The sequence below is a fragment of the Blastococcus xanthinilyticus genome, from assembly GCF_008124835.1.
In the GTDB taxonomy this organism is placed as follows: domain Bacteria; phylum Actinomycetota; class Actinomycetes; order Mycobacteriales; family Geodermatophilaceae; genus Blastococcus; species Blastococcus xanthinilyticus.
Genome location: NZ_VNHW01000017.1, coordinates 35,692 through 59,849, shown reverse-complemented (window position 1 = coordinate 59,849; position 24,158 = coordinate 35,692). Strand labels below are relative to the sequence as shown.

At 75.9% G+C, this 24,158-nt stretch carries 24 protein-coding genes; 11 read left to right on the top strand and 13 right to left on the bottom strand.

What is annotated here, in order from left to right:
- Nucleotides 1-126 precede the first annotated feature (126 nt).
- The 4 genes from BD833_RS20005 to BD833_RS23110 all read left to right on the top strand — a co-directional run bounded on the left by BD833_RS20005 (nt 127) and on the right by BD833_RS23110 (nt 2,915).
- Nucleotides 127-849 carry a GntR family transcriptional regulator gene (locus BD833_RS20005; RefSeq protein WP_166534919.1) on the top strand — a complete coding sequence of 241 codons (723 nt, stop codon included), beginning with the start codon at nt 127-129 and terminating at the stop codon, nt 847-849.
- Nucleotides 850-887: 38 nt separating this feature from the next.
- Entirely contained in the window at nt 888-1,643 is a 756-nt protein-coding gene (locus BD833_RS20000) for an SDR family NAD(P)-dependent oxidoreductase (protein WP_166534918.1), read from the top strand.
- A 67-nt stretch (nt 1,644-1,710) separates the two neighbouring features.
- Entirely contained in the window at nt 1,711-2,685 is a 975-nt protein-coding gene (locus BD833_RS19995; protein WP_243737838.1) for an MFS transporter, read from the top strand.
- Complete coding sequence (locus BD833_RS23110) at nt 2,646-2,915, top strand: hypothetical protein (protein ID WP_243737837.1); 270 nt, start codon at nt 2,646-2,648, stop codon at nt 2,913-2,915. Before BD833_RS19995 ends, BD833_RS23110 begins: the two co-directional genes overlap by 40 nt.
- Before the next feature lie 2 nt (nt 2,916-2,917).
- Here the strand turns inward: BD833_RS23110 and BD833_RS19990 are convergent, their stop codons facing one another.
- From BD833_RS19990 to BD833_RS19965, 6 genes are all read right to left on the bottom strand, one after another.
- The gene (locus BD833_RS19990; RefSeq protein WP_166534917.1) at nt 2,918-4,141 is read right to left on the bottom strand and encodes a CaiB/BaiF CoA transferase family protein; all 1,224 of its coding nucleotides are present in this window, start codon (nt 4,139-4,141) and stop codon (nt 2,918-2,920) included.
- 5 nt (nt 4,142-4,146) lie between these two features.
- The gene (locus BD833_RS19985) at nt 4,147-5,220 is read right to left on the bottom strand and encodes an acyl-CoA dehydrogenase family protein (RefSeq protein WP_166534916.1); all 1,074 of its coding nucleotides are present in this window, start codon (nt 5,218-5,220) and stop codon (nt 4,147-4,149) included.
- Nucleotides 5,221-5,296: 76 nt separating this feature from the next.
- Complete coding sequence (locus BD833_RS19980) at nt 5,297-6,457, bottom strand: acyl-CoA dehydrogenase family protein (protein ID WP_166534915.1); 1,161 nt, start codon at nt 6,455-6,457, stop codon at nt 5,297-5,299.
- Between the two features lie 96 nt (nt 6,458-6,553).
- A complete protein-coding gene (locus BD833_RS19975) occupies nt 6,554-6,841 on the bottom strand; it encodes a hypothetical protein (RefSeq protein WP_166534914.1) in 288 nt (95 codons plus the stop codon).
- A gap of 72 nt (nt 6,842-6,913) precedes the next feature.
- Entirely contained in the window at nt 6,914-9,211 is a 2,298-nt protein-coding gene (locus tag BD833_RS19970; protein WP_166534913.1) for a SpoIIE family protein phosphatase, read from the bottom strand.
- Complete coding sequence (locus BD833_RS19965; protein WP_166534912.1) at nt 9,208-10,008, bottom strand: alpha/beta fold hydrolase; 801 nt, start codon at nt 10,006-10,008, stop codon at nt 9,208-9,210. Before BD833_RS19965 ends, BD833_RS19970 begins: the two co-directional genes overlap by 4 nt.
- A 268-nt stretch (nt 10,009-10,276) precedes the next feature.
- On the opposite strand from BD833_RS19965, the gene BD833_RS19960 reads away from it, so the two are divergent.
- Nucleotides 10,277-11,041, top strand: a complete 765-nt coding sequence (locus BD833_RS19960; protein WP_166534911.1) for a hemerythrin domain-containing protein — start codon at nt 10,277-10,279, stop codon at nt 11,039-11,041.
- A gap of 386 nt (nt 11,042-11,427) precedes the next feature.
- Nucleotides 11,428-13,749, top strand: a complete 2,322-nt coding sequence (locus tag BD833_RS19955) for an ATP-binding domain-containing protein (protein ID WP_243737836.1) — start codon at nt 11,428-11,430, stop codon at nt 13,747-13,749.
- A 22-nt stretch (nt 13,750-13,771) separates the two neighbouring features.
- Here BD833_RS19955 and BD833_RS19950 read toward each other — a convergent pair whose 3' ends face one another.
- From BD833_RS19950 to BD833_RS19940, 3 genes are read right to left on the bottom strand one after another with little or no spacing between them, the layout of a single operon-like run.
- Complete coding sequence (locus tag BD833_RS19950) at nt 13,772-15,001, bottom strand: cytochrome P450 (protein ID WP_166534910.1); 1,230 nt, start codon at nt 14,999-15,001, stop codon at nt 13,772-13,774.
- A 40-nt stretch (nt 15,002-15,041) separates the two neighbouring features.
- Nucleotides 15,042-16,649 carry an SIR2 family NAD-dependent protein deacylase gene (locus BD833_RS19945; RefSeq protein ID WP_166534909.1) on the bottom strand — a complete coding sequence of 536 codons (1,608 nt, stop codon included), beginning with the start codon at nt 16,647-16,649 and terminating at the stop codon, nt 15,042-15,044.
- A gap of 59 nt (nt 16,650-16,708) precedes the next feature.
- Nucleotides 16,709-17,362 (bottom strand): hypothetical protein, encoded by a 654-nt coding sequence (locus BD833_RS19940; RefSeq protein WP_166534908.1) that lies wholly within the window; start codon nt 17,360-17,362, stop codon nt 16,709-16,711.
- 115 nt (nt 17,363-17,477) lie between these two features.
- Between BD833_RS19940 and BD833_RS19935 the strand changes: the two genes are divergently transcribed.
- Together BD833_RS19935 and BD833_RS19930 are read left to right on the top strand one after the other, a co-directional pair.
- Nucleotides 17,478-18,329, top strand: coding sequence for a DUF1206 domain-containing protein (locus tag BD833_RS19935; protein WP_166534907.1), 852 nt, complete (start codon nt 17,478-17,480; stop codon nt 18,327-18,329).
- Nucleotides 18,326-19,204, top strand: a complete 879-nt coding sequence (locus BD833_RS19930; RefSeq protein WP_243737835.1) for a DUF1206 domain-containing protein — start codon at nt 18,326-18,328, stop codon at nt 19,202-19,204. The genes BD833_RS19935 and BD833_RS19930 overlap by 4 nt, the downstream gene beginning before the upstream one ends.
- 32 nt (nt 19,205-19,236) lie before the next feature.
- Here the strand turns inward: BD833_RS19930 and fabG are convergent, their stop codons facing one another.
- The 3 genes from fabG to BD833_RS19915 form a co-directional block, all read right to left on the bottom strand.
- Entirely contained in the window at nt 19,237-19,998 is a 762-nt protein-coding gene (gene fabG / locus BD833_RS19925) for a 3-oxoacyl-ACP reductase FabG (RefSeq protein WP_166534906.1), read from the bottom strand.
- Between the two features lie 75 nt (nt 19,999-20,073).
- Complete coding sequence (locus tag BD833_RS19920) at nt 20,074-21,285, bottom strand: acetyl-CoA C-acetyltransferase (RefSeq protein ID WP_166534905.1); 1,212 nt, start codon at nt 21,283-21,285, stop codon at nt 20,074-20,076.
- A gap of 131 nt (nt 21,286-21,416) precedes the next feature.
- Nucleotides 21,417-21,782: an STAS domain-containing protein gene (locus tag BD833_RS19915; protein WP_166534904.1), complete on the bottom strand. Its 366-nt coding sequence runs from the start codon at nt 21,780-21,782 to the stop codon at nt 21,417-21,419.
- Nucleotides 21,783-22,020: 238 nt separating this feature from the next.
- On the opposite strand from BD833_RS19915, the gene BD833_RS19910 reads away from it, so the two are divergent.
- From BD833_RS19910 to BD833_RS19900, 3 genes are all read left to right on the top strand, one after another.
- On the top strand, nt 22,021-22,371 hold the full coding sequence (locus BD833_RS19910; RefSeq protein ID WP_166534903.1) for a hypothetical protein: 351 nt from the start codon (nt 22,021-22,023) through the stop codon (nt 22,369-22,371).
- A gap of 230 nt (nt 22,372-22,601) precedes the next feature.
- Nucleotides 22,602-22,958, top strand: a complete 357-nt coding sequence (locus BD833_RS19905; RefSeq protein ID WP_166534902.1) for a hypothetical protein — start codon at nt 22,602-22,604, stop codon at nt 22,956-22,958.
- Nucleotides 22,959-23,164: 206 nt separating this feature from the next.
- Complete coding sequence (locus BD833_RS19900; protein WP_166534901.1) at nt 23,165-23,593, top strand: ATP-binding protein; 429 nt, start codon at nt 23,165-23,167, stop codon at nt 23,591-23,593.
- Nucleotides 23,594-23,602: 9 nt separating this feature from the next.
- Here BD833_RS19900 and BD833_RS19895 read toward each other — a convergent pair whose 3' ends face one another.
- Complete coding sequence (locus BD833_RS19895) at nt 23,603-24,136, bottom strand: hypothetical protein (RefSeq protein ID WP_166534900.1); 534 nt, start codon at nt 24,134-24,136, stop codon at nt 23,603-23,605.
- Nucleotides 24,137-24,158 lie beyond the last annotated feature (22 nt).

The window sequence follows — 24,158 nt, the reverse complement described above, 5'->3', positions numbered from 1 at the left end:
GCTGATGGGCGTGCACGATCTGTAGGTCAGGTCACAGCAGTGAAGCAGTTCACAAAACCGGCTGTCTACTGTTTACAGTGTCACGGGACGATGACGATTCGCGACGTCGCGTGGAGGTGCGGACCGGTGCTCGAGGGACGACCGATCGCCACCCTGCCGCTGCGCGAGCACGTGTACGAGCGGCTCCAGGAGCTGCTGATCAGCCGCACCCTGGCCCCCGGTGACCACCTGGTCGAGGAGCGGCTCGCCGCGCAGCTGGGCGTCAGCCGCGGCCCGGTCCGCGAGGCGCTGCAGCGGCTGCACCGGGACGGCTGGATCACGATCCGCCCGCGCTACGGGGCCTTCGTGAAGCAGCCCACCGCGCGGGAGGTGCACGAGTTCTTCGAGGCGCGCGAGCTGGTGGAGCGGGAGGCGACCCGGCTGGCCGCGGAGCGCTGCACGCCCGAGGACGCCGCGCGGCTGCTGGAGATCTGCGACCAGGCCGACGCCGACCGGGCCCGCGGGGTGCCGACGCAGGAGATGGCCGCCCACACCGCGCGCTTCCACCTCGCCGTCCTGGAGAGCGCCCGCAACCACATCCTCCTGGCGTTCGGCGAGCAGCTGTCCCAGCGCAGCCGCTGGTTCTTCGCTCCCCTGGTGTCTTCGATCGCCCCCCGCGCGTGGGCGGAGCACCGCCTGGTCGCCGAGCTGATCGGCGCCGGCGAGGCCGGCGCCGCGGCCGAGGCCATGCACAGCCACGTCGCGCTCTCCCGTGACTCCTACCTGGACATCCACCCCGACGGCGTCACGTTCGACCGCGCCGATGCGGCGGTCCCGCCCTCCCCGCGGGCACTCGGCTCCCGCCGGTGACCGCGCCCTCCCCATCCCCCGAGCGGAAGAAGCAACCCATGGCCCCCTCCCCCGTCGTCCTGGTGACCGGTGCATCGAGCGGCATCGGCCGCGCCTGCGTCGAGGCCTTCCTCGCCCAGGGGGCGCGCGTCGTCGCCGCGGCCCGCCGCAGCGACCGGCTCGAGGACCTCCGGTCGCAGCACGGGGACGCCGTGCTGCCGGTGTCGCTCGACGTGCGCGACCGGGCGCAGGTCGACGAGGTGCTCGGCTCGCTGCCCGAGGGCTGGTCGCCGGTGGACGTCCTGGTGAACAACGCCGGCCTCGCCCGGGGGAAGACGCCGCTGCACAAGGACGACCCGGACGACTGGGACCAGATGCTCGACACCAACGTGCGCGGGCTGCTCAACGTGTCGGGGGCCGTGCTGCCCGGCATGGTCGAGCGCGGCTCGGGGCACGTGATCAACATCGGGTCGAACGCCGGGCGCGAGGTCTACCCCGGCGGCACCGTCTACTGCGCGACCAAGGCCGCGGTCGAGCGGATCACCCGCGGCATGCGCATGGACGTGCTCGGGAGCGGCGTCAAGATCAGCGAGGTCGACCCGGGCATGGTGGAGACCGAGTTCTCCGAGGTCCGCTTCCACGGCGACAAGGAGGCCGCCGCCGCGGTGTACGACGGCGTCACGCCGCTGGCGGCCGCCGACATCGCGAACGTGGTCACCTGGGTGGCCGACCAGCCGCCGCACGTGGTGATCGCCGACGTCCTGGTCTACCCGCTGGACCAGGCCGGCTCGGGCAAGATCGCCCGCCGGAAGTGAGCCGGCGCTGAGCCGCGGCGGGCGCACTTCGACGGTCGCGCGCCGCCGGGACTTCCCCGGTTGGCGCATGGTCTGGGCGCTCGCCGTCACCGAGACCGTCTCCTACGGCGTCCTCTACTACTCCTTCGCCGTCTTCCTCGTGCCGATGCGGGAGGAGTTCGGCGCCTCGACCGCGCAGCTCTCCGGCGCGCTGACGCTGTCGCTCGCACTCAGCGGGCTCGGTGCCGTGGTGGTCGGGCGGTGGCTGGACCGGTGGGGCGCGCGGTGGGTGATGACCGCAGGCAGCCTGCTGGGTGGCGCCTCGGTGCTCGCCTGGTCGCGGGCGCAGGACCTCGTGCAGCTGTACCTGGCGTTCGCCGGCATCGGCCTGGCCAGCGCAGCGGTCCTCTACGAGCCGGCGTACGCCGTCATCAACACCTGGTTCCGGCGCGACCGCCCGCGGGCGCTGCTGACGCTGACGGTGGTCGCCGGGTTCGCCTCCACGATCTTCCTGCCCGCGTCCCAGTTCCTCATCGCCGGCGTGGGCTGGCGACCGGCCCTGGTCGTCCTCGCCGCCGTGGTCGCGGCGTGCGCGCTGCCGCACGCACTGGTGCTGCGCCGCGCCCCGGTCGACCTGGGCCTGCTGCCCGACGGCCGCGCGGACGACGACGGAACGCCCGCCGCGTCGGCCGCACCCGACGTCGACCTCTCCCCCTTCCGGGGTCCGGGCGGCGCCTACCGGCGGCCCGCGGTGCGCTGGCTGACCCTGGCCGCGGCGCTGCAGATGGTGGCCAACGCCGCCGTGGCGGTGTTCCTGGTCGCCTACCTGCTCGAGGCCGGCGCGCCGGCCGGGCTGGCCGCGGTGGCGGCCGGGGCGCTGGGCGCGCTGTCGGTGACCGGTCGGGTCGTCCTGACGGTCGTCGCGGCGCGGGCGGGCATCGGCACCGTGACGGCGGCGATGGTCCTCGGTCAGGCCGTCGGCGTCGCGGCGCTCTTCCTGCTGCCCAGCCGGCGGCGACCGGGGTGTTCGTCCTCCTGTTCGGCGCCGGCTTCGGCGTCCTGAACATCGCCCGCCCCGCCCTGCTCGGGCGGTTCGTCCCCACGCCGGTGTTCGCGGCGGTGTCGGGCCAGCAGGCGCTGGCGGTCCAGTTCGGCCGGGTGGTGGCGCCGCTCGCCGTGGGGGCGCTGATCACGGCCGTGGGCTACGGCGCCGGGTTCACCGTGATCGCCGGCTGCGTGCTGGCGGCGGCGGTCCTGCTCGTGCTCGCCGACCGCGCGGCCGCCTCGACCTGACCTCAGGCGGGCGGGCCGGCCGGCGGCTCGCCGGCGGGGTGCTGCGGGGCGCCGCCCGCCGCGCGGACCGCCGCGTCGTCCAGCCCCACCGAGCGCAGCACCGGGCCGGAGTGCTCCCCGAGCGCGGGGGCACCGGGGAGGTGCGGGGCGCCGCTGCGGGAGAAGGTCCAGGGCAGCCGGGCCTGCACCAGCGGGCCCTCGGTGGGGTGCGCCACGTCCTCGAACAGCCCGACGGCGGTCAGGTGCTCGTCGGCGAAGAGGTCCTCGACCGAGTTGACCGGCATCGCCGGGATCGCGTGCGCGCGGAGCAGCTCGAGCCACGCCGCCGTCGTCCGCGCCGCCAGCTCGGTCTCCACCAGGGCGTACAGCTCGTCGATCCGCTCGGTCCGGCCGCGGATGCCGCGCAGCGCGGGGTCGTCGGCGAGATCGGGCCGGTCGACCAGCCGGAAGAAGGTGGCCCACTGGGCGTCGGTGTAGAGCAGCACGGAGATCGTGTCGTCGGCGGTGCGGTACGGCTTGCGGTACGGCGAGGCGGTGCGCGCGTACCCCGTGCCGCCGGTGCGCCCCGCGTGCACGCGGGCGCCCTGCTGCTCCATGAGGAGGAAGGCGGCCATCGACTCGAACATCGGGACCTCGACGGCCTGGCCCACGCCGGAGACGTCCCGCTCGTGCAGCGCGGCGAGGACGGCCGCCACGGCCATCACGCCCACCGTCTTGTCCACCACCTGGGTCCGCACGTACTCCGGCTCGCCCCGGCCGCCCTGCACCGCCGCGAGCCCCGAGACGCCCTGCACCACGTCGTCGTAGGCCGGCTCGTCCCGGTACGGGCCGGCCGAGCCGAAACCGACGGCGTGGCAGTAGACGACCCGCGGGTTCCGGGCCAGGACGGTGTCCGGGTCGATCCGCAGCCGGCGCATCGCCGCCGGGCGCATGTTGTGCAGGAAGACGTCGGCGCCGTCGATCAGCCGGTCCAGCGCCTCCCGGCCCGCCACCGCGCCGACGTCGAGGACGACGGACTCCTTGCCCCGGTTGAAGTTCAGGAACGCCGGGCCCATGCCGGTCCGCCGCTCGTCGGCGACGTACCTGACGATGTCGCCCTCCGGCGGCTCCACCTTCACCACCCGCGCCCCCAGCTGGGCGAGCAGCAGCGAGCAGTACGGCCCGAGGAACGTCGACGTCAGCTCGACGACGGTGAGGTCCGCCAGCGGTCCCCGGGCCGTGCCCACCTCGCTCAGCCCACCCGGGTCAGCGCCGGCCAGAACCCCTCGGGCCCGTCGGCCAGCAGCCCCGACGCCAGCACCCGCGACCACACCAGCTCGCTGCCGGCCTCGTCCCGCCACGACCACAGCCGCCGCGTCAGGTGGTGCAGCTTGTGCTCCTGGGTGAACCCGATGGCCCCGTGCACCTGGTGCGCCAGCCGGGCGACGACCTCCACGGCCGCGCCGGCGCGCACCTTCGCCGCGGCCGCGGCGAGCACGACGTTCTCGGCCCGGTCCTGCGCCTGCACCGCGGCGTCGGTCAGCGCCGTCACCGCGGTCACCTCGCCGGCCATCTCGGCCAGCTCCATCTGGATCGCCTGGAACTTGCCCAGCGGCCGGCCGAACTGGTGCCGCTCCCCCGCGTACTGCACGGTCCAGGCGAGCACCTGCTCGAGCGCCGCGGCGAGCTGGACGGCCCGTGCCAGCGCGTAGCGGGCCCGGACCGCGTCCGCCTGCGCGACGGTCAGCAGCGCACCGGCGGCGGCGGCCTGGTCCAGCACCAGCGTCCCGCGCGGCTCCCCGGCCAGGTTGAAGGCATCGGTCGCCGGCAGCGACGAGACGTCGACCAGCGCCAGCAGCGACCCCTCCATCCCGGCGGGCGCGGGCACCAGGACGGCGACGGACGACGCCGCCCCCGCCCACGGGACGTCGGTGACCGTGCCGGAGAGCGTGAACCGGCCCGGGCCGTCGCCGTTGTCGACCGGGTGGACCGTGACCGCGTCGCCGATCGCGAACGTCGTCGGCTGCTCGGGCGCCGGCAGGTCGAGGCCGGCGGCCAGGAGCGCCGGCCCGGCGACCAGCAGCTGCTCGGCCACCGGCACCGCCGCGGCGCCCGCCGCCAGGGTGCGCACGATCGCCACCGCGTCGGCCAGCTCTCCGCCGGAGCCCCCGGCCTCCTCCGGCAGCCCGACACCGGTCAGCCCGGCCTCGGCCAGCGCCGTCCAGAGCGGCTCGTCCCAGCGCCGCTCGGCGGTGAGCACGAACGGCTCGTGCGAGCCGAGGATGTCCCGGACGGTCTCGATCACCAGGTCCTGGTCGGATGCCATCAGCTCTGCCCCTCGCTCGACTCCGCGCTCGATCCGCTCCTCGCTCGTTCCTCGCTGCGACGCTCCCTCGCGGTCGTCATCGCAGCCCCAGCCCTCGTGCCACGATCCCGCGCAGGATCTCGTTGGTACCGCCGCGCAGCGTGAAGCCCGGCTGGTGCAGCTGGGCCTCGGCCAGTGCCCGGGCCAGCGGGTCGGCCGAGTCGAGCGACGGCGTCACGTCGACCACCTTCCGGATCTCCTCGATCACATCGGCCTCGAACGTCGTCCCGACGTCCTTGACCAGCGCCGCCGGGATGTTCGGCAGCTCGCCCCGGTCCAGCGCGGCCGCGATGCGCAGCGACATCTGGCGCAGCGCCAGCACCCGCGCCGACAGCCGCCCGAGGACGGCGAGCTGCGCGGGGTCACCGGTCTGGGCGACCCGGCGGCCGAACTCGGCGACCAGCGGGTACGTCGACAGGAACCGCTCCGGGCCCGACCGCTCGAACGCCAGCTCCGCGGTCACCTGGTGCCAGCCGTTGCCCTCCTCGCCGAGCAGCATGTCCCCGGGGACGACGACGTCCTCGAAGACCACCTCGTTGAAGTGGTGGCCGCCGTCCAGGATGCGGATGGGGTTGATCGTGATGCCCGGCAGCGACAGGTCGACGAGCAGCTGGGACATGCCGGCGTGCCGGTTCGCGGAGTCCGCCGGAGAGGTGCGCACGAGCACGATCCCGTAGTGGGAGTGGTGCGCGTTCGACGTCCAGACCTTCGCGCCGTTGACCAGCCAGTCGCCGTCGGCGGTGCGGGTGGCCTTCGTGCGGATCGAGGCGAGGTCGGAGCCGGAGTCCGGCTCGCTCATCCCGATGACGAAGTAGCACTCCCCCGCGACGATGCGCGGCAGGATCTCCTCGCGCTGCTTCTCGGTGCCGTAGGTGAGCAGGTTCGGCCCGGACTGCCGGTCGGCGATCCAGTGCGCGGCCACCGGTGCGCCCGCGGCCAGCAGCTCCTCGGTGACGGCGTAGCGCTCCATCGCCGAGCGCTCGTGCCCGCCGTACTTCTTCGGCCAGGTCATCCCCAGCCAGCCGCGCTCGCCCAGCTTCTTCGAGAACGCCGGGTCGACACCGCCCAGCCAGGTGTCGACGTGCGTGGTGAACGTGCCGGCGGCGAGTTCGGCGGCGAGGAACTCCCGCACCTCCGCCCGTACCCGCTCCGCGGCCTCGGACCGCGGTGCGGGCGCCAGTGTCAACGAGGTGCTCATGCGACTCCCTAGGGATGGTGCTGCTCCCCCCGGTTGTACAGGGCAGCGCCGCACGCCCGCCCGCCGGGTCGCCGCCCGCGGCCGGCGTCCGGTCGGTCAGCCGTCCCGGGTCCGCTCGGCCGGGGTCTCGTGCGCCGACCCCCGGGTGAGCTGGCGCAGCTCCCCGACGACGTCGGTGGCGACCGCTCCCAGGGAGCTCAGCGCCCCGGTCACCAGCCGTCGCACGCCCGGCAGGTCCGGCCCCGCGGCGGGCGGGCCCACCTCGCCCGGCGCCCGGCCGAGGAGGTCCGGTGACCAGCGCATCGCGTCACCGGACAGCGACCAGTCACCGGTGGCCCCGTCGATCGCCTCGGTGACCGCGTTCCCGCGCGCGGACCGGTCCATGACCGCCTCCTCCCGGCGTCGACCCCATGGTCGCGCGAAACCGGCCCCGCCGGAAGCCGGACGGCGCTGCGGTCACCGCCGGGTCAGCGCCAGCAACGCGATGTCGTCGGCCCGGTGGTCGCCCGTCAGCTCCTCGAGCAGCCGGTCGCACAGCTCGCCGGGATCGCCCGCGCAGGCCTTCGCCGCCACCTCGAGCAGCCGGTCCAGGCCGGTGTCGATGTCGGCGCCGGTGCTCTCCACGAGCCCGTCGGTGAACAGCAGCAACGTCGCGCCCACCGGCAGCTCGCCGGCCCACTCCTCGGCCGGCACGGGGGGCGCACCCAGCATGCGGGTCGGCCGCACCGGCAGGTACTCCGCCCGGCCGCTCCCGCAGAGCACCGGCGGCAGGTGGCCGGCGGAGGCGATCCGCAGCCCTCCGGTGGCCGGGTCCAGGGTCGCGAACAGGGCCGTGGCCATGCGCTGCAGCTCGTAGAGGCCCCAGCTCCGCTGCAGGCGGTCGACCAGCACGGCCGGGGGCGGACCGTCCGCGGACATGGCGCGGATGACGGTGCGCAGCTGGCCCATCGTGGCCGCGGCCGTGATGTCGTGCCCGACGACGTCGCCGACGACCAGCGACACCTGCTCCCCGGGGAGCCGGACGAGGTCGTAGAAGTCCCCGCCCACGTCCACCCCGTGGGTCGCAGCCACGTACCGCACCGCCGTGTCGAGCCCCGGCACGTCGGGCGGGGACGGCGGCAGCAGGCTCGCCTGCAGCGTGTGCGACGTCCGCTCCTCCAGCTCGAACCGCTGCGCCTTGTCCAGCACCTGCGACAGCTGGAGGGCCAGCTGCTCGGCCACCTCCACGTCCGCGGCGGTGAGCGGCCGCTGCCGGTCACCGGCGAACGTCATCACGCCCAGCCGGCGACCGTCGACGACCATCGGGACGCTGACCGTCGCGGTCAGCTCCAGCTGCTCCGCCAGGTCGCGGAACTCGTCGTCCACGGCGACCGCGTCGACCACCGCGCGGACCTCCTCCCGGTCGCGCATCCACTGGGTGCGGCCCTCGCGCAGCGCCCGCACCGCCGGGTGCAGCGGCGAGCGCAGCAACGCGTCCTTCGCGCGCAGCCGGTCCAGGAGCGGCTGCCGTGCCCCGTCGCGGTGCCGGGCCACCGCCCGCGTCAGCCCCTGCTCGGTGACCAGCTCGATGGCGCAGACCGTGGCCAGCCGCGAGGCCACCAGCCCGGCCAGCCGCTGCACGGTCTCCGAGACGTCGTCGGCGTCGGCCATCAGCCGGGCCGCCTCCAGCAGGAACGCGGCCCGCTCGCCCTGCAGCCGGGTCTGCTCGTGCAGCCGGACCCGCTCCAGCGCCTGCCCGGCCTGGCGGCCCAGCGTCCAGAGCAGGTCGACCTCGGCCGGGCTGGGCGGCCGGGAGCTGCCCGGCTCGTCGAGGCTGATCAGGTCCCCCCGGCCGGGTGCGCCGCGCGCGAGCACGAGCACCCCGAGCCGCTTGGAGTCGGCCGACACCGGCACGACGACCAGGTCGGTCACCCCGTCCGCCACCATCGCCGCCGCGAGGTCGGGCTGGTCCGCCCGGAGCCGGGCGTCGAGCACGATCGACCGCAGTCCCTGCACGAGCTCCAGCGCCAGCCGGCTGCCGGCGGCCTCCCGCAGTCGCCGCAGCAGCCCGGCCGACAGCCCGTCAGAGCGCACCGGGCGCAGCTGCGGCACCCCCCGGGGGTCGTCGGCCTCCCCCTCGACGAGGACCAGCGCGGCCCCACGCGCCTTCATCGCCGCCCGCCCGCGCTGCACGATGACCGTGGCGACGTCCTCGGGCGTCGTCGCGGCGGCCAGGTCGAAGACCACCTTCTGCACCACCCGCGACCGCGCCTCGGACTCCTCCGCCAGCCGCTGCGCGGCCAGGAGCTCGCGCTCGTAGCGCCGCCGCGCGGTGGCCTCGAACAGCGTCGCGCGGATCAGCAGGGGCGTGCCGTCGTCGTCCCGGAGCTCGACGGCGTTGAGCAGGCAGGCCAGCAACGACCCGTCGATCCGGGTGATGTCGATGGCGATCTCGCGCACCGCCCCCTGCATCCGCAGCAGCGGCACGATGTGCGTCTCGTGGAAGACCCGGCCGCCCACGGTCAGCAGCTCCTGCAGCCGGGTGCCGAGCAGGTCGCCCGGCGCCCGCCCGGTCCAGGCGCAGAAGGTCCGGTTCACCTTCACGATGCGCCCGTCGGGCAGCGTGGACAGGTAGCCCATCGGGGCGTTCTCGTAGAGGTCGGCCGGGTCGCCCTCGAGCAGCCGCGCCAGCCGCGACGAGGCCTCGGGGTCGCTGCGCGGAGCGTCGGAGCCGTCGTCCGGACCGGGCGGCGGGGCATCGCTGCGGCCGGTCACGGCGTCAGGAACGCTCGGATGGCGGCGGTGGTCTCCTCCGGCGCGGACAGCTGGGGCACGTGCCCGGTCGCCCGCAGCCGCACCAGCTCGCTGCCGGGGATCTGCCGGTGCACGTACTCCCCCACCGGGCTCGGCGCGATGGGGTCCTCGCTGCACTGCAGCACCAGCGTGGGCACCTCGATGCCCTGCAGGTCGGCGCGGTTGTCGGAGAGGAAGGTGACCCGGGCGAACTGGCGCGCGATGTCCGGGGCGGTGCGGCAGAAGCTGTTGGTCAGCTCCGCGGCCAGCTCGGGCCGGTCGGGGTTGCCCATGATCACCGGCGCCATCTGGGCCGACCACCCGAGGTGGTTGCTGTCGAGGGCGTCGAGCAGGTCGGCGATGTCGGCGCGGCTGAAGCCGCCGACGTAGCCGACGTCGTCGACGTACCGCGGGCTGGGGCCGACCATGACCAGGGCGCCGAAGAGCTCCGGGGCGCGGTGGTAGGCCAGCACGCCGATCATCGCGCTCACCGAGTGCCCGACGAACACGACGTCGGACAGCCCGAGCTCCTGGCAGATCTCGACCACGTCGTTCGCGTAACCGGCGAGGGAGCCGTACTTGTCCGGGTCGTAGGCCGACAGGTCCGACTGCCCGGACCCGACGTGGTCGAACAGCACGACCCGGTGGTCGTCGGCGAAGCACGGGGCCACCAGCCGCCACAGCGTCTGGTCGCAGCCGAAGCCGTGCGAGAAGACCAGCGGCCGTCCCCCAGGGACGCCGCTGACGCTCACCCGATTGCGCGCGACGACGCTGCCCACCCAGCCGACCGTAGTGGACCGCGCGTCCCGTGTCGCCGCTCCGGGCCCGCGGACGGAACCGAACCGCTGCGGAACTCCGAACCCGAGGGTGACCCTCGGTGAGGCCCGCCGCACCCAGCGGCGCGCGCCGCCGGGGCGGCGCCGCGACCGCCCGCCGGGGACCGGAAAAGCGCTGTCGGCCCGCGACCGGCCGGCCCTACCCTGCCCGGCATCCGGCTCCCGGGACGTCCCGGAGCACCGGTCCGAACCGCCGATCGAGGTGCGCGCCATGACCGCTGTCGCGGTCCGTTCCCCCGCCGTCCCGACGCCCCGGCTCCCTGCCGACCGGCTCGCCCCGCCCGCGCCGGCCCCGGCTCCCCCGTCGCCGGGCCGCCCGGCCGCCTACCAGCAGGTGCTGCACCAGCTGGTGCGCCGCGAGCTGCGCACCCTGGCCGACGTCGCCACGTGGGCCCCCGACGGCGAGTGCGCGCGCACCGGGCTGCTGACCTGCCACGCGGGCCTGGTCACGCGGGTGCTCCTGCACCACCACGCGGTGGAGCGCGACGCCCTGTGGCCGGCGCTGCTGCGCCGCGTGCCGGCCGCGGAACGGCCCGCCGCCGAGGCGGCCGTCGCCGCGTGGACCGACGCCTGCGCCGGTATCGACGCCGCCCTCCGGGACCTCGACACCACCGCACGGCAGTGGACGGTGGCCGGCAGCGGACGGGCCCGGTCCGCCTTCGCCCTCGCGTGCCGCCGGGTCGCCGACGCCGTCGACGCGCAGACCGCCGAGGAGGAGCGCACCCTGCTCCCGCTCCTCGACGCCCACCTCCCCGACGCGGACTGGGCGGCCGTCGTCCGCACCGCCCGCTGCGGGCTCAGCGCCCGCCAGCGGCTGCTCGTGCTCGGCCTCGCGCTCGAGGACTGCTGCGCCGGCGAGCGCACCCGCGTGCTGCACGGGCTCCCCCGCGGCACCCGCCTGGCGTGGCGCCTCCGCGGCGGCGGGCGCTACCGGGCCGCGGTGGTCCGCCTGCGCGGGGCACCACCGGCCCGGTGAGGCACCGGGCGACCGGGCCGCCCCCGGCCGGTGGGATCGGGCGGCGCGCCCCGGTTCAGTAGCGGGACGTGCCGCAGTCGCGGCAGCGCTTGCGCGCGGCCGGCTCGTGCGCGTGGCAGTTGTCGCAGACCCAGGTGGTCCGCTCCTCCGTCGTCGTGCTCATGGCCCTCGACCCCCTTCTCCGGTGACCCTGCCGACGGTAGGGAGCCGGTGTGTCGGGAAGGTGTCCGCAGAGTTGCGCTTGGGAGCAAACTAATTCCGCCGGCCGCCGTGGCTGTGACGGGTGTCCGCGGCCGGGCGGGAACGCTGTGATCACATGGGGAGTTGCCGGGAACGGCAGCGGGAGGCAGGTCGCGCCCCCCGTGCGAGGAGAGAGCGGTGCGAGGTTGTCGACAGTCCGGCCGGCGGAGCCCCACGACGACGGGATCGCGGCGGAGCAGATCTACGTCACCGGCCTGCACCAGCGGCTCGACGAGGTGCGGGCGCGCACCGTGACCCGCCTGGCGGAGGCGCTGGCCACCGTGCCGCACAACCCCCAGGCGATCGGCGAGCGAGAGGCGGCCGTCGAGCTGCACGCCCAGCGCATCGTCGCTCTCGACGCCGCCGAGAGCGGCCTGTGCTTCGGCCGGCTGGACCGGCACGACGGCGACCGGCCGCGCTACGTGGGGCGCATCGGGCTGGGTGCCGAGGACGGCCGGGAGGAGCCGCTGCTGGTCGACTGGCGCGCGCCCGCGGCCCAGCCGTTCTACACGGCCACCCCGCTGCACGACCAGGGCGTCCGCCGCCGGCGGCACATCCGCACCCGCGGCCGCACGGTCGTGAGCGTCACCGACGAGACCCTCGACCTGGACGATCCCGACCTCGCCCAGCGCTCCGGCCTGGCCGGTGAGTCGGTGCTGCTGGCCGCCCTGAACGCGACCCGCACCGGCCGGATGAGCGACATCGTGCGCACCATCCAGGCCGAGCAGGACCGCATCATCCGCGCCGACCACCGCGGCGTCCTCGTCGTCCAGGGCGGGCCGGGCACCGGCAAGACCGCGGTCGCCCTGCACCGCGCCGCCTACCTGCTCTACACCCACCGCGAGCGGCTGGCCCGCAGCGGGCTGCTCATCGTCGGCCCGTCCCCGACCTTCCTCACCTACATCGCCGACGTGCTGCCCTCCCTGGGCGAGACCGGCGTGGTGCTGGCCGACCTCGGCAGCCTCCGGCCGGGCCTGACCGCGCACGCCCCGGAGCGCCCCGAGGTGGCCGAGGTCAAGGGGCGGGCGACGATGGTCGCCGTCGTCGCCGCCGCCGTGCGCGGCCGCCAGGCCGTCCTCGACCAGCCGGCCACGCTGACCATCGACGGCACCCCCGTGCGGTTCACCAAGGCCGACGCCGCCCGCGCCCGCAGCCGCGCCCGCACCGTCTCCCGGCTGCACAACGAGGCGCGTCCGGCGTTCGCCCGCGCAGTGGTCGACCTGGTCGCGCAGAAGTACACCGACGTCCTCGGCCAGAACGTGCTCGGCGGCGCCAACCTGCTCGGCTCCGGCGACCGCGCCGCGCTGCGCCAGGAGGTCGCCGCCGAGCCCGCCGTGCACGCGCTGGTCGACCGGCTCTGGCCGCGGCTCACCGCCGAGCGGCTGCTGCGCGACCTGTTCGCCTCCCCCCAGCGCCTGGCCGCGGCGACCCGCGGCTGGAGCGATGCCGACCGGGCCCTGCTCGCCCGCCCGACCGCGGCGCCGTGGACGCCGGCGGACATCCCGCTGCTCGAGGAGGCCGACGAGCTGCTCGGGGTCGACGACAGCGCGCAGCGGTCCGCCGCCCGCCGGGAGCGGGACCGCCGGCTGCGGGACGCCCAGGAGACGCTGGACCTGCTGCACGGCTCCCGCTCCACGGACTGGGAGACCGAGGACGAGTCCGAGGAGCTCTCCGCCGGCGACCTGCTGGACGCCGAGGGCCTGGCCGACCGGCAGGAGGAGCGGGACACCCGGTCGACGGCCCAGCGCGCCGCCGCCGACCGCACCTGGACCTACGGCCACGTGATCGTCGACGAGGCCCAGGAGCTCTCCGCGATGGCCTGGCGGGTGCTGCTGCGCCGCTGCCCCACCCGGTCGATGACCCTGGTCGGCGACGTCGCCCAGACCGGGTCGGCGGCCGGCGCGTCCAGCTGGGCGGAGGTCTTGGAGCCGGCGCTGGGTCCGCGCGACCGGCAGGGCTGGCGCCTGGTGGAGCTGACGGTCAACTACCGGACGCCGGCGGAGATCATGGAGGTCGCCGCCGAGGTGCTGGCGGCCGGCGGGGCGGACGCGTCGGCAGCGGAGTCGGTCCGGTCCACCGGCGAGCGGCCCTGGGCGCGGCAGGTGGCCGAGGAGCAGGTCGCCGACGCCGTCGCGGCCGACGCAGCGGGCCTCGACGCCGCCGAGGGGACGCTGGCGGTGATCGTGCCGCGCAGCCGGCTGACCGCCGTCACCGAGGCGGTGCGCGCCCGGGTGCCGTCGGCCACCGCCGACGGCGACCTCACCGCGGGCCCGGTCGTGCTCACCCCCGAGGCGAGCAAGGGCCTGGAGTTCGACTCGGTGCTGGTCGCCGACCCGGTCGGCATCCTCACCGAGGGCGTGCGCGGGCACAACGACCTCTACGTCGCGCTCACCCGCGCCACCCAGCGGCTCGGCGTCGTGCACCCCGGCGGGCTGCCGCCCGAGCTCAAGGGGCTCGACCCGCGCTGACCCGTGGCAGGGGTGGTCCGGGTCAGGCCGAGCCGGTCACGTCCAGGACGACGCCGCTCGCCGGCCGCGCCGGGATGCGGTGCAGGGCGATGGTGAGGTCCTGCTCGGGGACCTCGTAGCCCAACCGGGCCAGCCGGACCGCGAGGGCCCCCAGCAGCGCGATGGTGATCTGCTCCCCCGGGCAGCGGTGGTTGGTGCGCGGGTCACCACCGCCCTGCGGGACCAGCTCGAACTCGCCGATCTTCCGGTCCAGGAACCGCTCCGGGCGGAAGGCGTACGGATCGCCCCACAGCTCGGGGTCGTGGTTCTGCCCGTAGAGGTCCAGCAGCACCATCGCGTTCTCCGGGATCGTCTGGCCGTCGAACTCGACCTGCTTCGGCGCGCGCCCGCCGATGAACGGGGCGAAGGGGTAGAACCGCCGCACCTCGTGCGCCCACGCCTCCGCGAACGCCGGGTCGCCGCCGGCCAGCCGGTCCCGGTGCTGCGGCCAGCGGATCAGCGCGTGCCCGGAGAAGGCCAGGAACCAGGCGACCGCCGTCGTCGGCCGGATGATGTTGAGCAGCTCCACCGCCGCGACGTGGGAGTCCAGCTGCTGGCCGTCGGCGTCCCGGTGCCGGGCCACCACGTCCACCGCCGAGCCCTCGGGCACCGTCGCCACCCCGCTGCGCACGTCCCGCACCAGCTGGGCCAGCCACGTCTCGCGGCGGCCGCGGGCCCGGCGGGCCCGGACGTGGCGCGGCCCGGCGGTGGCGAAGCCGTCGACCATGGCGATCAGGTCGCGGGCCAGCGCGGAGACCTCGTCGTCGCGCACCGGAATCCCGGCCCAGCGGGCGACCGAGCCGGCGATGACCCGGCTCGACTCGTCGAACAGGACGACCGGCGACCGGCGGGTCCAGTCCGGCACCGCGGCGTCCCAGGCGTCCGTCGCCTCGCGCACCAGGGAGGCGATGCCGTCCTCCCGCATGAGCAGCGCCACGAACATCGCCTTGCGCACGTGGTGCATCTCCCCGTCGAGGGTGTGCACCGCGCCCTTGCCGAACAGCGTGCCCTGGACCGGCTCGGGGATCGCGTGCGACCGCCGGACGTGGTCCTCGTCGTAGAGGAACCGGGCGGCGTCGGGCCCCTGGATGCCGTACGCCGGCATCCCGCCCAGCCGGGTCGCCACCGTGCGGGCGCCGCTGCGCCGGCGCTCGTCGGGCAGCCAGGCGTAGCCCTTCGCGAGCAACTTCAGGCCGTTCTCCAGACGTGGCATGCACAGCTGCCTGCCCAGCGGCCGCGACGGGCAACCACGCTCAGCCCGGGCGCTGCTCCTGCGTCCGGTCGTCGCGGCCCCGGGTGGCGACGTCCGGGGGCGCGCCGTCGCCGTCCGCGGCCGAGCTGCCGTGCCCCAGCCGGCGCAGCAGGCCGGCCACCTCGAGCGCGGCGGTGGACGACGCGTCCTCGGGCAGCGCCTCGGCGACGGCGTGCAGGGACCCGGCCAGTGCCCGCTCCTCGTCGTTGAGCAGCCCCCGGTAGGCGGGGTCGAGCAGGTACCCGGTGGGCGGGGTGGACAGGCAGCCGATGAGGTCCAGCAGCACCTCCAGGCGGCGGGCCGCCTCGGCCGGTGACCCGTCGGCGCGGGCCATGGCGACCGTCTCGACGTCCCGCTCCCAGAGCCGGGCCCGCGCCACGTCCTCCCGTAGGGCCAGGACCGTACCGGTGCGGCGGGCGGTGCCCGGGCCCTGCGTCTGCAGCGCGGTGCGCACCTGGTGGGCGATCCGGATCAGGTCGTCGTCGAGCATCGAGGTACCGACGAACAGCACGTGCCGGGTGAGCAGCAGCGAGTGCAGCACGCCGGCCAGCGCGGCTCCGGTGCTGCCGAACTGCAGGTACTCCTCGCGGGTCAGGACGACGCTCTCGGGATGGGCGGCGTCCCCGTGCAGCTTGAGCAGCCACGGCTGACCCGGCTGGGCCTCCTCGTAGGGCAGCACCGTGACGTCCCGGCCGATGTCGGTGGCGGCGAGCTCGACCAGCGGGTCGTAGTTGGTGGTGACGAACTCCTGCACCGGCAGGTCGGCGACCAGCGCGTGCGCCAGCGAGTAGCACCCCGGCCCGAACCGCTCGGCGACGAACTCCTCCATCCGGTCGGCCCCGAGCTCCCGCGCCAGCAGCGCGGCGGAATCCTGCGGCGGCAGCCGGGACAGCCCCTCCCGCAGCGCGTCGTCCAGCCCGGAGCGGGCGGCCAGCTCGTCGACCAGCTCCTCCCAGGTGGGCAACCCGGCCGCCGCGCTCACCCCCGCCCCGACGAACAGCGCCAGCTGACCGCGACGGGCGCGCTCGCCCAGCTGCCGCGCCAGCTCGCGGAGGTGCTCGGGGAGCTCCCAGCCGCCGTCCTCCCCCCGCCGCACCCGCTGGGCGGCGGCGAGGTCGCTGGGACCCCGCAGCACCAGGGCGACGTCGAAGCCGTGCTCCTCGGCGGCGCCCCGGAGCACCGGCAGCAGCTGCTGGAGGAGCGCTCCCCGCTGGCCGGCCGCGCCGCCCCAGCCGGTGCCCAGCGCCGGCAGCCCGACCAGCCGCCGGGCCCGGCCGTGCACCGGCTCGGGCACCTCCCGCCGGGCGACGGCGGCCAGCGCCTCGCGGGCACCCTCCAGCAGCCAGGGCAGCCCCCGGCCACCGTCGTCGACGGTGTCGACCAGCCAGGTCCGCCGGGCGCCGCCACCGGGCACCTCGAGCACCCGCTCCGCACCGTTCCACGACATGCCCACGCAGTCGCCGTCGGGCCGCGAGTCGGTGACCAGCTCGTCGGGCAGGAGGGCCCGCCAGCTGCGGGCGACGCGGAGCGACCGGTCGGTCGGCACCAGCACGTCGTCGCAGGACAGCCGGGTCAGATCCGCGCCGACGACGAAGACGTGTCCCCCCACGGACCGCCCTTACCCAGGGCGCCGCGGGTATGCCCGCCGGGAGCCCCGGGGACGTGACGTCAGCTGCCGCAGCCCCCGGCGCCGCAGGCGCAGCCGCCGCAGCCGGCGCGCGCCGGGGCGGGCGGGGTGTTGGCGACCGTGCGCAGGTTCACCGCGCCGACGAGCAGCGGGATGCCGAGGACGGCGACGGCCAGCGCGGCCACCACCGTCGCGACGTCGGCGGCGCGGTCCCAGTCCTGCGCCAGGCCGGTGACCACCAGCAGCGCGGTGACCAGGACCGACCACACCAGCAGCGCCTGCCCGCCGCGCCGGGCCGTGCCGCCGCGGGCCAGCAGGCCGACGGAGGTGGCCAGCAGCAGCACCGGCACCCCGACCAGGAGCACCGACGCCGACAGCGCCGCCGAGACGACCGCGACGACCAGCGCGCCCGCGCCGAGCGCGACGGCGGCGACCCCGAGCGGACGCGGGTCGACCGCGGGCTCACCGGCCACCGAGCTACCGCTGCGGAGGAGGGCCGCGCCGCGGAGCACCAGGCCGGCACCGACCGCACCGAGCAGCAGCCGGGCGCCGGCGGCGTCCCAGGCGACGGCGATCACCGCGACGGCGACCATCGCGGCTCCGAGGGCCAGCCACCGGGGCCAGGTGCGCCGCGCGACCTCCGGGGTCGCCATGCCCACCGTGCCGGCCGAGAGGATTCCGGTTCCGTTCGCCACGGAGCCAGTGTCCCTCACGCCGGACGCCCGGCGGAGAGGCACCGGGACGTGCGTCGTGCCACGCTGATCATCTCCGCGCACGACGCGGTGCGCCCTGAAGACAGGAGATCCCGTGATGAGCGTGCAGGGGAACGCCCGGTCGGCCGCCGGCAAGGCCGGACGGGCGGGGAACAGCGACACGCTCGAGAACCTGGCCCGCGTCGGGCTGATCGCCTACGGGTTGGTGCACCTGCTCATCGCCTGGCTGGCGCTCCAGCTGGCGTGGGGACGCGCCGGGCAGGAGGCCGACCAGTCGGGGGCGCTGGCCACCCTCGCCCAGCAGCCGCTGGGCAAGCCGCTGCTGTGGGTGCTGACCGTCGGCCTCGTCGCGCTCGCCCTCTGGCAGGCCGCCGAGATCCTGCGCTGGTGGCACGGGCTGTCGGCGTCCGGGGACCGCCGCAAGCAGGCAGCGGAGCGGACGGGCAAGGCGGCCGCCAAGACCGTCATCTACCTCGTGCTCGCGGTGACGGCCTTCCGCTACGCGACCGGCACCGGGCAGAGCAGCAGCTCCAGCACCCCGCAGCAGACCGCGGCCGGCGTCTTCGGCTGGCCCGGTGGGCGGTGGCTGGTCGGCGCGATCGGCCTGGTCGTCGTCGGCGTCGGCGTCTACCACGTCTACAAGGGGATCTCGAAGCGTTTCCTCAAGGAGATCGACCTCGCCGGCTGCTCCTCCTCGGCCCGGAAGCTGGTCACCCGGCTCGGCCAGGCAGGCTTCCCCGGCAAGGGGGTCGCCCTCGGCGTCGTGGGGGGGCTGCTGATCTGGTCCGCGATCACCTTCGACGCCTCCAAGGCCGACGGCCTCGACGGCGCCCTCAACCTGGTGCTCTCCGCACCCGCCGGGCAGGTGCTGCTCACGCTGGTAGCCCTCGGCATCGCCGCCTTCGGTGCCTACTGCTTCGTCCGCGCCCGGTACCCCGAGCGCACGTGAGCCCTCCGGCGCCGTCGCTGCGGGCGCTGGGCCACCGTCTGCACGACGTCGTCGTCCGCATCCGCCGGGTCACCGACTCCCCCGTCCTCGTCCACCTCGCCCGCGCCGGCCTGCTCGCCTACGGGGTCATGCACCTGCTCATCGCGTTCCTCGCGTTGCGCATGGCACTCGGCCTGCGCGGGGCCGACGCCGACCAGACCGGCGCGCTGCTCACCGTCGCCGCCGGACCCGGTGGCCGGCTGCTGCTGATCGCGATCGGGCTCGGCATGCTGTCGCTGGCGCTCTGGCAGGCGGCCGAGGTGCTGCTGTGGTGGCACGGCCTGCTCGACCCGGCGCACCGGGTGCGCACCGCGGTGGTCTGCGCCAAGTGCCTGGCCAAGGGCGCGGTCTACGGCTTCCTGGGGCTCACCGCGCTGCTGTTCGCCCTCGGCCTGGAGTACGAGGCCGACGAGCGGCTGCGCGACCTCACCGAGGACACCCTGCTGATCCCCGGCGGGGCGCTGCTCGTCGGCACCGCCGCGGCCGGGGTGGTCGCCGTCGGCCTCTACACCTTCGTGCGTGGTTGCACCGGCGGCTTCATGCGCGACATCGACCTGCCCGCGGCCCCGGACCGGTGGGAGCCGGTGATCGAGGTGGCCGGGCGGATCGGGTACCTGGCGAAGGGCATCGCGTTCGCGCTGGTCGGGGTGCTGCTGTGGCGGGCCGCCACCTCCGCCGACGTCTCCACCGCGACCGGGCTCGACGGCGCGATGACGGCGATCGCCGGCGTCGGCGCCGGGCCCTGGCTGCTGGGCGGGATCGCGGCGGGGTTCGCCGCGTTCGGCGGATACGCCCTGGCGCGGGCGCGCTACCCCGACCGCGATCCGTCCAGCTAGGCCGATCAGTCCAGCTAGGCCAATGAGTCCAGCTAGGCCTTCGGGCCGCCGGCCACGTAGATGACCTGGCCGGAGACGAAGCCCGCGCCCTCGCTGCAGAAGAACGACACGGTGTGCGCGATGTCCTCCGGCTGACCGGCGCGGGCGACCGGGATCGCCGCCGCGCGCTTGGCCACGTAGGGCTCCCACTCCTCGCCGATCCGCTCGGCGGTCGCCTTCGTCATGTCGGTGGCGATGAATCCGGGTGCGATGCAGTTGGCGGTGACGCCGAACTTGCCGAGCTCGATGGCGAGGGTCTTGGTGAAGCCCTGCAGACCGGCCTTGGCGGTGGCGTAGTTGGCCTGCCCGCGGTTGCCCAGCGCCGAGGTGCTGGACAGGTTGACGATCCGGCCCCACTTGGCGTCGATCATGTGCTTCTGCGCGGCGCGGGACATGAGGAACGAGCCGCGCAGGTGCACGTGCATGACCACGTCCCAGTCGGCGTCGCTGATCTTGAACAGCATGTTGTCCCGGGTGACGCCGGCGTTGTTGACCAGCACCACCGGCGGGCCGAGCTCGGCGGCGATCCGGTCGACGGCCGCCTGCACCTGGTCGGCGTCACCGACGTCGGCGCCGACGGCGAGCGCGCGGCCACCGGCCGCCTCGATCGCCTCGACCGTGGCGCGGGCGTCGTCCTCCTTCAGGTCGATCACGGCGACGGCGAAACCGTCGCCGGCCAGCCGCTGGGCGGTGGCGGCGCCGATGCCGCGCGCGGCCCCGGTGACGATCGCGACGCGGGCAGTGGGCTGGGACATGCAGCACTCCTCTGGATGAAGGGAAGGACCGGCCCCCTGCTCCCGCCGCGAGCCGGCGGGGGCAGGGGTCCTCTTTCAGACCCGCTCGAACAGCGCGGCCAGGCCCTGCCCGCCGCCGATGCACATGGTCTCCAGGCCGTAGCGGGCCTCCCGGCGGTCCATCTCGCGCAGCAGCGTGGCGAGGATGCGCCCGCCGGTCGCGCCGACCGGGTGGCCGAGGGAGATGCCCGAGCCGTTGACGTTGGTGCGCTCCCAGTCGGAGTCGGTGAAGCCCCACTCCTTGGCGACGGCGAGCACCTGGCTGGCGAACGCCTCGTTGAGCTCGATCAGGTCGACGTCGGAGAGCTTCACGTCGGCCAGCGCCAGCGCCTTGGCCGTCGCCGGGACCGGGCCGATGCCCATGGTCTTCGGCGGCACGCCGCCCACGCCCCAGGAGACCAGCCGGGCCAGCGGGCGCAGCCCGAGCTCGGCGGCCTTCTCCGGGTGGGTGACGATCGCGATCGCGGCGCCGTCGTTCTGGCCCGAGGCGTTGCCGGCCGTGACCGTCGCGTCGGGGTCGTTCTTCCCGAGGATCGGGCGCAGCTTGGCCAGCGTCTCCACCGAGGAGTCCGGCCGGATGTGCTCGTCGCGGTCGACGACGGTCTCGCTCTTCCGGCTCTTCACCGTCACCGGCACGATCTCGTCGGCGAACCGGCCCTCGGCGGTGGCGGCGGCGGCCCGCTGGTGGCTGCGGACGGCGTACTCGTCCTGCTCCGCGCGGCCGATGCCGTAGTCGCGCCGCAGGTTCTCGGCGGTCTCCAGCATGCCGCCGGGCACCGGGTGGTTCTGGCCGCCGGCGGTGACCCGTCCGCGGGCCAGCCCGTCCTCCAGCAGGAGGCCGGGGCCGGACTTGACGCCCCAGCGCATGGCGGTCGAGTAGAAGGGCGCGTTGCTCATCGACTCCGCGCCGCCGGCCAGCACGACGTCGGAGGTCCCCGACTGCACCTGCATGGCCGCGTAGACGACCGCCTGGAGACCCGAGCCGCAGCGCCGGTCGACCTGCAGGCCCGAGGCCGTCACCGGCAGGCCGGCGTCCAGGGCGGCCACCCGGCCGAGGGCCGGGGCGTCCATCGTCGGGTAGCAGTGGCCGAGCAGCACGTCGTCCACCGACTCGGGGGGTAGCCCGGTCCGCTCGAGGAGGGCCCGGATCACCGTGGCCGCGAGCTCCTGGACGGGGACGTCGCGCAGCGACCCCCCGAAACCGCCGACCGGCGTCCGCAGGGGCTCGCAGATGACCGCATCGCGCACGGGGTCCTCCTCGTTCGTCGGGAACCGGCGCCCGGCGGGAACCGGACGCTCCGCCCCGAGTCTGCCCGGCGACCGCGGCCACCGCGCGCAGGGCCCCCGCCGCAGCGGGCGACGCTCCCCCGACCGGCGGGTCAGGAGGCGACGGCGCCGACCTGCTCGCCGCGCAGGAGCTGCCACAGCCCGGTGATCTGCAGCGGCCGGACCACGGCCCGGTTCGCGGCGAGCACGCGCAGCCGGCCGCCGCCGGCCACCGCCTGGCGGTGGGTGGCGGCCAGCACGCACAGCCCGGCGGAGTCCAGGAACGTCACGCCGGTGAGGTCGACGACGATCTCGGCGGGGGCGGCGGCGATCAGCTGGTCCAGCAGCGTGCGCAGCTCGGGGGCGGAGGTGCAGTCGACCTCGCCGGTGACGGTCACGCGCGGCAGGGCGGCGGGCCCGGACACCTCGAGGGAGATCAGGGCGGAAACGGTGTGGCGGTCGATCGAGGAAGCGGTCACGGGTGGCCTCTCGGGGCGTGCTCCGGACCAGTGAGCCTGCGGGACGCGAACGACACGACGACCGGCACTGGCATCACGGCTTGTGGTTGAACCGCCCCATGACCGTAGGCACCGCGGGGTTGCCGCGCAAGGGGCCGTTCCGGGTTCCGGGCGGGGTCCGCGGCGCGTCGCGGACCCGGGCGCGACCGTGTGACCAGGCTCCCTCGATCGCCGGCGCACCGCGACGGATACTGGGCGGGTGACCGAGCCGCGCCGACCGTCCCGCCGACCGTCCCCGCTGTTCGTCGTCGGGGTCGTCGTGGGCGTGCTCGTCGCGGTGGGCGCCTTCGTCGTGCTGGACGCGATCGCCGCCACCGCCGTCGCCGCCGCGGCCGGCACCCTGGTGGCCGTGGCCGTCGCCGCACGGGACTGGGACACGCACGAGACGTACGAGGAGCGGGAGGAGGCCCGCGCCCGGCGACGCAAGGAGAAGTGGGACCGCGGCGCCGATGCCCGCGCCCGCGACCGCGCGCGCTGGGAGGCCGCCAAGGTGCGGCAGGCCGGGAAGGCCGGCGCCGCCGCGCCCGGCACCGAGAGCAGCGGTCGGTAATCCGGTGGACGCCGCCGGCCGGCGTCCCTACCGTCCCCGGCATGTGGACGTCCCTGCGGCTGCGCTCCTGCTGAGCCCCCGCCCCCTTCCGCGCTGATCCGCCGCGGGCCCGGCATCGCGCCGCCGCCCGTCGCCCGCGCCTCCCGGCGCTCCTCCTCTCCTGCCCGTCCGGGTCCCGTGCGCCCTCGCACGCCCGGCGGGCCCCGTGCCGACCTCCCGTGGAGGCACCCGTGTCACGCCCTCTCCTCCCCTCCCCCGCCGCCGAGGCCCGCGGTGCGCTGCCCGACGCGGAGGCGCCCGCCTTCGACCGGCTGGCCACCGCCGTCCTGGCCCGCCCCACGGCCCCGCTCGGCCCGGTCCTGCGGGCCCTCCTGCCGGGCACCGCCGGCATCCGCTGGCTCCGCCAGGAACAGCTGGCGCCGGCCACCCGGCCGGCCGCGCTGACCGCCGCCCAGTGGGGGTCGCTGTACCGCTGCTGGACCTCGACGGCCGCCACGCCCTCGGGGCGCGGCGGCGCGAGCTCCGGCGGCCGGCCGTCCCCGCACGGCCACGCACCGGCGGCGAGAGCCGCCCCGCGCTGGCACTGACGCAGCGCCGTCGGTCCCCGACCGCGTCCCCGGGCCAGCAGGTCCGCGGCGTGGTCGGGGCACGCGGGTTCCGGCGGCGTCCGGAGGGCCCGGCGGCCGGTCCCTCCTTCCGGGTGAGCCGAGGGTTCGAGCCGCGGCGGAACGGGCAGGGTGCCGCCGGGAACGGACGGGCGGGGCCGGCCGGCCCGCGAGGGAAGGCGGTAGGGGTGGCGCTCTGGCAGTCCGCGCGCCCGCCGCACGGGTTCGCCGAGGTCTGGTGCCAGGAACTCCGGTCGCTGGCCGAGCTGGCCGGGCTGCGCGCCCGGCTGCGCAGCTCCACGACCGGCAGCCGCACCGTCGCCGAGCCCGAGCGCGACCACTGGTCGGAGCGGCTGGTGCTGATCGCCGACGAGCTCACCTCGAACGCGCTGCGTCACGGCGGCGCCCCGGTGGCGGCCGTCCTCGGGCGCGCCGGCGGGCAGTGGCTGATCGCCGTCCGGGATGCCAAGGCCGAGGTCCCGCCCACGCCCGCCCGGGGCCGGGACCCCGGCCTGGGTGGCTTCGGCCTCTACCTCGTCGCCGACCTGTCGGCGGCGCACGGCTGGTTCACCGAGCCGGGCGCCAAGACGGCCTGGGCCGTGGTGGACGGCGCCTGAGCCGACGGCTCAGCCCCCGCCCTCCGTGCAGAGCTCACCGGAGATGCACACGGGCGGGTCGTACGGCGGCTCCGGGACGTCGGCGGAGAACCCGTCGAGGTCGGTGGTCAGAGCGCTCACCGGGTGGTTGTCGTCGCCGACCACGTCGGTGCCGGCGGGGCACTCGACCGCCTCGGTGCGCACGGTCCCGCGGTCGTCGCCGCCCTCGCCGGCGGTGATCAGCACCTCCACGCACGTGCCCAGCGACGCGGTGGTCGTGGTGGGCTTCCAGCCCTCGGTCTCCGAGACCGAGGCGCCGACGTCGTCGAGGAGCCGGATCCCGTTCCCGTCCGCCGACGACGCCAGCGCGTCCCCGTAGGGGTCGAGCGACTCCAACGCCGCAGCGCCGGTGGACAGCGGGTCGCGCGCCCGGGCATCGAGGTAGTGCTCGTGCACCGACTCGACGCGGCGCTGCAAGAGGTCGTGCGCCTGCTCCTCGAGGGTCCGCGCGCAGCCGGTGAGCAGCACGGCCCCGACCAGCACGCACGCCGCCCTCCGCATCACCTCGGCAGCGTGCCATGCACGG